Here is a 9,675-nt window from a genome sequence, read left to right as displayed (position 1 = left end):
CTCTTCGATGATGGTGTGCGCGTTGGTGCCGCTGACGCCGAAGGAGGAGATTCCGGCCCGGCGCGGCCGGTCCGGGTCGGCAGGCCAGGGCAGGGCGGCGGCCGTACCGGCCCCCGAGTCCGCGGGGACGGCCGTCGCCGCCCCCGTCGCCGACGTGGCCCACCACGGCTATGTCACCCTCAGCGGCGCCGGCCGGCTCGAAGTCACCGTGGAGTCCCGCAGCCACGGCCCCGCGAGCCTGACCAACGCCACGCTCAGGCTCGCCTTCTCCGCCCCGCTCGCCCGCGACCAGCAACTGCCGCCGGCCTGCCTCTGGGGCGCCGACCGGGTGGTGCTCTGCTCGACGGGCGCGCTCCGGGTCGGCGGCGCGGTCCGCCGGCTCACGCTCGACCTGCTGACGTCCGGCACTCCCGACGAGGTCACGGTCAGGGTCGCCACCCACTGGAACGGCGGCGCGCAGGACGGCAACCCCCGCAACAACCTCCACGACGTCCTCGCCCCGGCCACCGGCGACCCCTATATGTTCTGACGCCGGACCCCGGACTGTGTTCCGACCACGCCCGCCCCGGCCCCGGACGGCCGCACAGCCGCCCGGGGTCCGGGTACCAGGCGGAAATGGGTACGGGTACTCACGACCGCGGACCGCTCCCTCCCGATGCTGGATACATCAGCCGACACCGGGGGAGTACCGATGAACGACCGCCCGAAAGCCCGCCCGACCGCCCGCCGCCTCTACCGCCTGGCCATCGGCAACATCGCGTCCGCCGCGTACCTCACGATCGTCGGCGGATCCGTCGTCCTGGCCACGGGCGTCACGTTCCTGTTCGAGGACTCGGGCCTCATCTGGGTCTGGCCGGCCCTGGTCACCGCGCCCGTCAGCCTCTTCCTGATCGCGGTCGGCGGCTCGGCCATACCGGACGGGACGCTGTTCTTCTGGCCCGCCTATCTGGGCCTGGTCGCGGCCGGTGCCCTGGTGCAGTCCACCGTCCTGGGCGCGCTCTGGCACGGACTGCGGCTCGGCGCCCGCAGGCTGACCACATCCGGCTGACCGTGTCCGGCTGACCTCGGTCCGCCTCCGTGCCGGTCCGTGCGATCCGCGCGGCCCAGAGCGGCTTCGCGCGGCTATGAAGCCGCCCGCGGACCGAACTCCGCCACCGCCTCCTCCACGATCCGGGCCAGCTGGGCGTGGTGGGCACCGCGCCAGTAGACACGGGAGCAGTCGGCGCACTGCGCGAAGACGTCGTACGTCCGCCGCGTCCCCTGCTCCAGTTGCTCCCGCACGGTGTCCTTGTCCGCCTCCACCAGCCGCCCGTTGCACGCCGTGCAGCGCGTCCAGGGCGCCAGCTCGGGGGCGAACCGGCCCAGGACGTCCCGCACCTGGTCGTCGGGGCGGTCGCTGTAGACGTACGCCCCGGCCCACAGCTCCCGGCGCCGCAGCAGCCCCCGGTCCCGGGAGAGCAGCACCCGCCGCTCCCGGGCGGAGAGCGCCGCCAGCGCCGGGTCGCCGATGTCCTCGCTCTCGTACGCCGCGTCCACGCCCAGCAGCCGCAGCCGCCGTGCCAGCGTGCCCAGATGGACGTCCAGCAGGAACCGCAGGGGCGCGCCCGGCACCTGCTGCGGGCGCTCGTGGGGGAACACCTCGACCTGCTCGCCCGCGCCCGGGATATGCGATACGGCGACCGTACGGCCGTCGACCACCAGCCGCCCGGCCTCCGTCAGCGGCACCCCCAGGGATTCGACGACGTGCCCGAGGGTCGAGGAGCCGTCGGTCGCCAGTTCCGACGGTCCCTCCCGGTGGGCCGACGGGACGAAGAGCCGCAGCTCGGGGGCGATGCTGAGATGGATACGCGGTCCGTTCACGCGGTCAGCATGTCACCGGATTCCGGGCCGGGCACCGGAATTGTCCGCCCCGGCGGCCGGGCCTCGGCTCGTTCCTACGCCCCGGACGGCGCCCCCGCCGGTATCTCCTCCGCCGGTATCTCCCCGGCCGCCGCCTCCCCCGGCCCGTCCTCCGGCCCGTCCTCCGGGCGCAGGTCCAGCCACCACTCGTTCGACCTGATGGGATTCCCCGCCGGATACTCGAACCCGACCTCGCCCCGCAGTTCGAAGCCCAGCTTCCGGCAGACCGCGTTCGACGCGCCGTTCGTCACCTTCGGATACGCGACCAGATACCGGTGCCGCCCCCGGGCCCGCGCCTCCGCCGCCACCAGCCGCATCGCCGCCGACGCCAGCCCGCGGCCCTGGAAGGCGACCAGGACCCCCCAGCCCGCCTCGTACACCGGCCTGCCGTCCGAGGTCGCCGTCTGCTCCCAGAAGCCGACCGTGCCCACCCGCTCGCCCGTCGCGGCCAGCACGATCGCGTACATCCGCCCCTTGCCCGAGGTGTCCGCGGTCAGTTCCACATATCTGCGGTGCCGGGAGAGCACCTTCTCCTCGCTCTCCGGACCGCCCAGCTCCACCGTCATCTCCGGGGCGTTCGCCGCGCGGAGCAGGGGGAGATCCGCCTCCGACCAGGGTTCGATCCGTACCGCGGCGTCTGTGGTCTCCATGACCACCAGACTAGGACGAGGGTCCGACAACGCCCCCGGAACCGCCCCCCGGCAACCCCCGCCGCCGACCAGCCCCGTACCGCCCCACCAGCCCCGTACCACCCTGTCAGCCCCGCTCCGCCCCCTTCCTCAGCACCTCGACGACGCTGCCGAAGCTGTCCTGTCCGTGCCCCTTCGCGTTCGCCTCCAGCATCAGCGTCTTCAGCAGCTCCGGCAGCCGGTTGTCCACGCCCCGCGCCTCCGCCGCGTGCAACTGGTGCTCGATGGTGGCGATCTGTACGTCGACAGTCGCGTCGTCACCCGGATAGGCACCCTCGTCGACCTGGGCGGCGTACCGCCGGACGAAGCTGTTCACCGTCCCCAGCCAGCGGATCGCGACCTCGGTGAAGTCGACCGCCTTCGTCCCTTCGGCCGTGACCACCGCCGTACCGTGCAGCCAGCCGGACATGGTGGCCCACATCAGCCCGAGCAGATTGACGTCGTAGAGGGCGGCCAGGCCGGGCTCGGTGCCCAGATAGAGCGGCTCCCCGAGGGCGTCCAGGGCGGCGTGGTGCACGTCGAAGACGGCCCGTTCGCCGCTGTACAGGAACATCACCTCGCGCGTCCCGACTCCCGGCGGAGTCGTCATGATCGCGCCGTCCAGGTAGGCCACCCCGTGCCGCGCGGCCCACTCGGTGGCCTCTCCGGCCTGCTCGGGCGACCCGCTGGTGAGATTGACCAGCGCCTTGCCCCCGAGCCCGGCCCCGGCCGGGTCCAGGACCTCGTACAGCGCCGGGTAGTCGAGGACGACGGCGAGCACCAGCGTGCTCGCGGCGACGGCCTCCGCCGGGGTACCGGCGAGCACGGCGCCCTTCGCCACGAGCGGCGCGGCCTTCTCCGGGCTCCGGTTCCAGACGGTCGTCGGATGACCGGCGGCCAGCAGCGCCTCGGCGATCGCGGTACCCATCCGGCCGAGGCCGAGGACGGTCACCGCCGGTCGGCCCGCGGTCTCCTGGCTCTCTCCGGCGGCGGTGTTGTTCGTAGCGGCAGACATGCCCGTATCCCCATCCATGGTGTGGTGCGGAGGACTTGACCTGCGCTTCCAGGTGAAGTCCCGTTCGGCTGCACCCACTTTCGCCCGCCGCCGCGGCCGTCGGCAGTGACAGTGGTGACGACTGTCACCAAATTCCTGCCACCTGCTCCTGACGCCCCGCCGGGGCATCCCCTAGCCTTCGAAGGCATGAGCGCTGGAACCGTCGCCGTCGTCGCCCCCGGGGAGTTCGGCGTCCCGTCCTGGGATCTGTACGAGCTGAGCATCCCGTGCACGGTCTTCGGCAAACCGCAGCCCGACCTCGCCGACTCCTGGTACGAGTTCCGGCTCTGCGGCACCGGCGAGACCGACCCGGACACGAACGACCCCGCGGCCTTCCAGGTCCGTACGGACTACGGGCTCGAAGGGCTCACCGGCGCGGACACCGTCATCGTCCCGTCCGTCCCCGACGCCTGTATGGACGGGGAGCGGCCGGTCTCCCCGGCCCTGGTCGAAGCGCTGCGCGCGGCGCACGAATCGGGCGCCCGGATGGTCTCCCTCTGCAACGGCGCCTTCGCGCTGGCGGCCGCCGGGCTGCTGGACGGCCGCCGCGCCACCTGCCACTGGCTGCACACCGCCCAGCTGGCCCGCCGTTATCCGAAGGTGCTGGTCGACGATTCGGTGCTGTACGTGGACGACGGTGACGTCCTCACCAGCGCGGGGCTCTCCGCGGGCCTCGACCTCTGCCTGCACCTCGTCCGGCGCGACCTCGGCGCCCGGATCGCCAACCAGCTCGCCCGCCGGATGGTGGTCCCGGCCCACCGGCCCGGCGGCCAGGCGCAGTTCATCGACCTGCCGCTGCCGCCGGAGGACGACGAGGGCCTCGCCCCGGTACTGGAATGGGTACGGGAGAACCTGGACCGCCCGCTGACCGTCGCCGGGATGGCGCGCCGGGCCGCCATGAGCCAGCGCACCTTCTACCGCCGTCTCCAGGCGGCCACCGGCACGACCCCGCTGCAGTGGCTGCTGGCCCAGCGGCTGGGCCGGGCGAGGGTGCTGCTGGAGTCCACCGACCTGCCGGTGGAGAAGATCGGCGAGCTGAGCGGCCTGGGGACGGCGAACAACTTCCGCCACCACTTCCTGCGGCAGGTGGGGGTCACCCCGGGCGACTACCGCCGGGCTTTCCCCCGTACACCCGCACCCGCCTTCGTCCCGGCGCCCGCCCCGGGGCCGGGCCCGGGTTCCGGTCCGAGTTCGGGCCCGGGCTCCGGCCCGGGTTCCGGTCCTGGCTCGGGTTCCGGTCCGGCTGCGGGCCCGGCTCTCGCGGCGCTCGGGACACCCGGGGCGCCGCCGGCCCCGTAGCGCCGCCGGGCCCTCAGAGCCGCCGCCCGCCGGACCTCAGGGCCAGACCAGGCAGTACGGCTGGTGCCCCGCCTCGTGCAGCCGGTGCGAGAAGTCCTGCCACTCGTGGAGCAGCCGGTAGACGTTGAACGCGTCGCGCGGGCCGCCGCGGTCGGGGACCGTGGACCAGATGAACGCCGCCGCGCCGACGGACTCCTCGCCGACGCCGCGCAGCGGGTCGACGACGGTCATGGGCAGCTTGACGACCGCGTAGTCGGGATGGAGGACGACCAGCTCCAGCGGGGGGACCCGGTGCAGGGGCATGCCTTCTATACCGGTGAGGACCATCGCGGCTATGGTCTCGGGCTTGATCTTGGTGAAGAGCCCGCCCATGCCCAGCTCGTCGCCGCCCAGCTCCTCGGGGCGCATCGAGATCGGCACTCTCGCCGCCGTAGCGCCGTCGGGTGCGCCGAAGTACTTGTACGTCACTCCCACGCGGGCGCTCCTGCCTGACATGGCGCCCGCGTCGAAGGCGTTCGCACGTGCGTTCGCATCTGCATGTGCGTCGGAGTGGGGGTCCCCGGCACCACCGCGCCGGTGCCTTCCCCGTCCGGTGGGCTCGGGGCCCCGGTCACCGGTCCCCTCGCCCAGTCCGCCACCGCGATACATATCTCCACCCGACCACTCGCCGGCCCCGCCGTGCAACCCGATCATCGTGACAGTTGCCTCCCCCGCGGACGAACGGTGAAACACCCTGTCCGCGAGGAACGGCGAGGGCCTCTGACACCATGGATTCCATGAGTCTTCCCTGTGTGGCCCCAGTTTCGCAGATGCGAGGAGGCTGACGCCGTTTCGTAATACGAGGAGTACCCCCTCCTCGCTCAACCGTGGCCGAGATCAACCGCCCGACGGGCCCCCGGCCGCCCCCACCCTCGAATCGCAGATCAGGACAGAGTGGCCAAAGTGTCGTATCCGTACGAAGCCCCAGTCTCCCAGGCGCTGTTCGACCGCGCCTCCGTCGTCACCCCCGGCGGTGTCAACTCTCCCGTGCGCGCCTTCCGTGCCGTGGGCGGTACGCCCCGGTTCATGGTGTCCGGCTCCGGCCCGTATCTGACCGACGCGGACGGCCGCGAGTACGTCGACCTCGTCTGTTCCTGGGGACCGATGATTCTCGGCCACTCCCGGCCCGAGGTCCTGGCCGCGGTCCAGGAGGCCGTGGCCCGGGGTACCTCTTTCGGTACGCCGGGTGAGGGCGAGGTCGCGCTCGCCGAGGAGATCGTGGCCCGGGTGGCCCCCGTCGAGCAGGTACGGCTGGTCTCGTCCGGGACCGAGGCGACGATGTCCGCGATCCGGCTGGCCCGCGGCTTCACCGGCCGCGCCAAGGTGATCAAATTCGCCGGGTGCTACCACGGTCATGTGGACGCGCTGCTGGCCGCCGCCGGTTCCGGGGTCGCCACCTTCGGGCTGCCCGACACCCCGGGTGTCACCGGTGCCCAGGCGGGCGAGACCGTGGTGCTGCCCTACAACGACCTCGAAGCCGTCCGGGCGGCCTTCGCCGCGCACCCCGGCGAGATCGCCTGTGTGATCACCGAGGCGTCCCCGGGCAATATGGGCGTCGTCCCGCCGCTGCCCGGCTTCAACCAGGGCCTCAAGGACCTCTGCCGGGAGAACGGCGCGCTGTTCATCTCCGACGAGGTGATGACCGGCTTCCGGACGAGCCGCGCCGGCTGGTACGGCGTCGAGGGCGTCGAGCCGGACCTGCTGACCTTCGGCAAGGTCATGGGCGGCGGCTTCCCGGCCGCGGCCTTCGGCGGCCGCGCGGACGTCATGGGCCATCTCGCCCCGGCCGGACCCGTCTACCAGGCGGGCACCCTCTCCGGTAACCCGGTCGCCACCGCCGCCGGGCTCGCCCAGCTCCGGCTGCTCGACGAGGCGGCGTACGAGACCGTGGACGCGGTCTCCGCCGAGATCCAGGCGCTGGTCACCGAGGCCCTGGCCAAGGAGGGCGTGGCCCACCGGCTCCAGACCGCGAGCAATATGTTCTCGGTCTTCTTCACCGCCGACGAGGTCCGGAACTACGACGACGCGAAGCGGCAGGAAGCCTTCCGCTTCAATGCCTTCTTCCACTCCATGCTCGCGAACGGCGTCTACCTGCCGCCGTCCGCCTTCGAATCGTGGTTCGTCTCCACCGCGCACGACTCCCGCGCGGTCGAGCGGATCGCCGCCGCCCTGCCCGCCGCCGCCCGCGCCGCCGCCGGGGCCACGGCATGAGCGGGGCGCCCGGCGTTCCGGTGAACGGGGGAGCCGGACGCGAGGCCGCGGGGGCCGCGAACGGACAGGTGGCCGTACGGGCGGACGGGAAGCCCGTCCGTACCGTCGTCCATGTCCTGCGGCACGGCGAGGTCCACAACCCCGACGGCGTCCTCTACGGCCGCCGCCCCGGCTACCACCTCTCCGAGCTGGGCCGGCAGATGGCGGACACGGTCGCCGAATCCCTCGCCGGACGCGATATCAGGCATGTCGTCTCCTCCCCGCTGGAGCGCGCGCAGGAGACCGCGGCCCCGGTCGCCGAGGGACACGGTCTGGAGATCGTCACCGACGACCGGCTGATCGAGGCGGGCAACGTCTTCGAGGGCAAGACCTTCGGGGTCGGGGACGGCGCCCTGCGCAAGCCGGGCAACTGGCGCCATCTCACCAACCCGTTCCGCCCCTCCTGGGGCGAGCCTTATATCGAGCAGGTCGTACGGATGATGGGCGCGCTCGACAGCGCGCGCGACGCGGCCCGCGGCCATGAGGCCGTCTGCGTCAGCCACCAGCTGCCGATCTGGATCGTCCGCAGCTTTGTGGAGCACCGGAGGCTCTGGCACGACCCGCGCCGCCGCCAGTGCACGCTCGCCTCGCTGACCACGTTCACCTACGAGGACGACAAGATCGTCTCGGTCGCCTATACGGAACCGGCGCTGGACCTGGTCCCGCCGCATCTGCGGGCCGGGGCGAAGCCGGTCAAGGGGAAGTCGAAGGCCTTCGGCGCCTGACGCCGTCACGGGCCCGGGCAGCGGTGAGGCGCCCGGCCCCCCGGCGGCTCAGGTTCCCCGGCGGCTCAGGTTCCTCGGGCTCGGGCTCCCGGGCTCCGGTGACGCGCCGGCCCGGGACCGGACCCGCCCGGCCCCCCGGCGGCTCGGGATCCCGGGCCCGCAGCCCCTCGGCCTGGACCGGCCTGGACCGGCCTGGACCGGATCGGCCGACACCCGCCGGGACCGTACCGTCCCCGCCCGACGGAATTCCGGGGAAAAGGGTTCCGGATCACCCCCGACTGTTGATCCTTTGTCGCCGGACCGGGCCGAAAGTCCCGGGGCCGGATGTGCGGAACGACCCGTACATCCGGCCCTTCGGCATTTCCGGGCCTTGTCCAGGAACCGCCCCGCCGTTTCCGCCCTCTCATTTCACGTTCGTGGATAACCCGGACGGACCGGAAGAGGCGGGAACGATCAGCATGAATGACAACGGCCGTATACCGCTGAGCCGCAGGGGGCTTCTGGGAGCGGGACTCACCGTCGCCGCGGCGACCGGCCTCGCGGGCTGCGGAATGCTCACCGGCGAGGAGAAGAGCGGCGGCGGCGCAACGGCCGGGGGCGGCCGCCCGACGCCCAAGGGCTCGCCCTCCGGCCGCCCCGTCAAGCCGATAGGCGACGGTTCCACCGCCGATACGGGCCCCCAGCCCAACCAGCCCCCGCCGCCCGTCCGGCTGCTTCCCGGACAGGCCCCGCCGCAATTCGTGGTCTTCTCCTGGGACGGCGCCGGGGACGTCGGCGACGGACAGTTCCCCCGCTTTCTCAAGATCGCCGAAGAGTACGGCGCGAAGATGACCTTCTTCCTCTCCGGGATATACCTCCTGCCGGAATCGAAGAAGAATCTCTACCGGCCGCCGAACAACCGCGTGGGCGCCTCCGACATCGGCTATCTCACCGACCCCCATATCAAGGACACCCTGAAGCTGCTGCGGCAGGCGTGGCTCGACGGGCACGAGATAGGCACCCACTTCAACGGCCACTTCTGCGGCGAAGGCCCGCGCTCCGTGGCCCGCTGGACCCCCGCCGACTGGGAGAACGAGATCTCCCAGGCCGTGGACTTCGTCACCAAATGGCGCACCCACACCGGCTGGACCGACGTCGAACCGCTCCCCTTCGACTACCGCAAGGAACTGGTCGGCGGCCGCACCCCCTGTCTGCTGGGCCAGGAGAAGCTCCTGCCGACCGCGAAGAAGCTCGGCTGGCGGTACGACGCCAGCTCGCCCGGCGGCCGCCAGGTCTGGCCCGTCAAGCGCAAGGGCGTCTGGGATCTGCCGCTCCAGTCGCTGCCGTTCCCCGGCCGGGGCTTCGAGGTGCTCTCCATGGACTACAACTTCATGGTCAACCAGTCCGGCTTCTCGTCCAACGGCGTCACCGCCAAGCGCCCGGGCTGGCGCAAGCAGGCCACCGGTGCGTATCTGAAGGGCTTCGAGCGCGCCTACCAGGGCAATCGCGCCCCTCTCTTCATCGGAAACCACTTCGAGCAGTGGAACGGCGGCATCTATATGGACGCCGTCGAGAACGCGATCAAGGGGATGGCGGGCAAGAAGGACGTCCGGCTGGTCTCCTTCCGCCAGTTCTGCGACTGGCTCGACGTCCAGGACCCCCAGGTCCTCGCCAAACTCCGCTCCCTCGACGTCGGGCAGCGCCCCGAGGGCGGCTGGAACACTTTCCTTAAGGCCGTCTGACAAAGGGCGCCCTGTCCCCA

At 72.2% G+C, this 9,675-nt stretch carries 10 protein-coding genes; 6 read left to right on the top strand and 4 right to left on the bottom strand.

All coding sequences use genetic code 11. The features are described from left to right. Together ACWDR0_RS11115 and ACWDR0_RS11110 are read left to right on the top strand one after the other, a co-directional pair. Positions 1–529 (top strand): hypothetical protein (locus tag ACWDR0_RS11115; RefSeq protein WP_456351361.1); only part of this gene is annotated, 529 nt, incomplete at its 5' end. 162 nt (positions 530–691) lie between these two features. Further along, complete coding sequence (locus ACWDR0_RS11110; protein WP_456351360.1) at positions 692–1,048, top strand: SCO4225 family membrane protein; 357 nt, start codon at positions 692–694, stop codon at positions 1,046–1,048. Between the two features lie 74 nt (positions 1,049–1,122). Here ACWDR0_RS11110 and ACWDR0_RS11105 read toward each other — a convergent pair whose 3' ends face one another. The 3 genes from ACWDR0_RS11105 to ACWDR0_RS11095 all read right to left on the bottom strand — a co-directional run bounded on the left by ACWDR0_RS11105 (position 1,123) and on the right by ACWDR0_RS11095 (position 3,582). Further along, on the bottom strand, positions 1,123–1,860 hold the full coding sequence (locus ACWDR0_RS11105) for a Mut7-C RNAse domain-containing protein (RefSeq protein WP_456351359.1): 738 nt from the start codon (positions 1,858–1,860) through the stop codon (positions 1,123–1,125). 74 nt (positions 1,861–1,934) lie between these two features. Further along, entirely contained in the window at positions 1,935–2,549 is a 615-nt protein-coding gene (locus ACWDR0_RS11100; protein ID WP_456351358.1) for a GNAT family N-acetyltransferase, read from the bottom strand. Positions 2,550–2,655: 106 nt separating this feature from the next. Beyond that, positions 2,656–3,582: an NAD(P)-dependent oxidoreductase gene (locus ACWDR0_RS11095; protein ID WP_456351357.1), complete on the bottom strand. Its 927-nt coding sequence runs from the start codon at positions 3,580–3,582 to the stop codon at positions 2,656–2,658. 186 nt (positions 3,583–3,768) lie between these two features. Between ACWDR0_RS11095 and ACWDR0_RS11090 the strand changes: the two genes are divergently transcribed. Then, positions 3,769–4,920, top strand: coding sequence for a helix-turn-helix domain-containing protein (locus tag ACWDR0_RS11090; RefSeq protein ID WP_456351356.1), 1,152 nt, complete (start codon positions 3,769–3,771; stop codon positions 4,918–4,920). A gap of 36 nt (positions 4,921–4,956) precedes the next feature. On the opposite strand, the gene ACWDR0_RS11085 is transcribed toward ACWDR0_RS11090, so the two are convergent. Beyond that, positions 4,957–5,568: a hypothetical protein gene (locus ACWDR0_RS11085; protein WP_456351355.1), complete on the bottom strand. Its 612-nt coding sequence runs from the start codon at positions 5,566–5,568 to the stop codon at positions 4,957–4,959. 285 nt (positions 5,569–5,853) lie between these two features. On the opposite strand from ACWDR0_RS11085, the gene hemL reads away from it, so the two are divergent. From hemL to ACWDR0_RS11070, 3 genes are all read left to right on the top strand, one after another. Then, on the top strand, positions 5,854–7,170 hold the full coding sequence (hemL, locus tag ACWDR0_RS11080) for a glutamate-1-semialdehyde 2,1-aminomutase (protein WP_456351354.1): 1,317 nt from the start codon (positions 5,854–5,856) through the stop codon (positions 7,168–7,170). Next, positions 7,167–7,934 carry a histidine phosphatase family protein gene (locus tag ACWDR0_RS11075; protein ID WP_456351353.1) on the top strand — a complete coding sequence of 256 codons (768 nt, stop codon included), beginning with the start codon at positions 7,167–7,169 and terminating at the stop codon, positions 7,932–7,934. The genes hemL and ACWDR0_RS11075 overlap by 4 nt, the downstream gene beginning before the upstream one ends. Before the next feature lie 458 nt (positions 7,935–8,392). Beyond that, positions 8,393–9,655, top strand: a complete 1,263-nt coding sequence (locus ACWDR0_RS11070) for a hypothetical protein (protein WP_456351352.1) — start codon at positions 8,393–8,395, stop codon at positions 9,653–9,655. Positions 9,656–9,675: the final 20 nt, after the last annotated feature.

Source organism: Streptomyces sp. NPDC003691 (genome assembly GCF_053981115.1).
This window is presented reverse-complemented; position numbering and strand designations above follow the sequence as displayed.

Bases quoted from the DNA above. Each gene is read 5' to 3' on its own strand.
- ACWDR0_RS11075 (WP_456351353.1), top strand. From the start codon at position 7,167: ATGAGCGGGGCGCCCGGCGTTCCGGTGAACGGGGGAGCCGGACGCGAG.
- ACWDR0_RS11110 (WP_456351360.1), top strand. From the start codon at position 692: ATGAACGACCGCCCGAAAGCCCGCCCGACCGCCCGCCGCCTCTACCGC.
- ACWDR0_RS11095 (WP_456351357.1), bottom strand. From the start codon at position 3,582: ATGTCTGCCGCTACGAACAACACCGCCGCCGGAGAGAGCCAGGAGACC.
- ACWDR0_RS11100 (WP_456351358.1), bottom strand. From the start codon at position 2,549: ATGGAGACCACAGACGCCGCGGTACGGATCGAACCCTGGTCGGAGGCG.
- ACWDR0_RS11085 (WP_456351355.1), bottom strand. From the start codon at position 5,568: ATGTATCGCGGTGGCGGACTGGGCGAGGGGACCGGTGACCGGGGCCCC.
- ACWDR0_RS11070 (WP_456351352.1), top strand. From the start codon at position 8,393: ATGAATGACAACGGCCGTATACCGCTGAGCCGCAGGGGGCTTCTGGGA.
- ACWDR0_RS11090 (WP_456351356.1), top strand. From the start codon at position 3,769: ATGAGCGCTGGAACCGTCGCCGTCGTCGCCCCCGGGGAGTTCGGCGTC.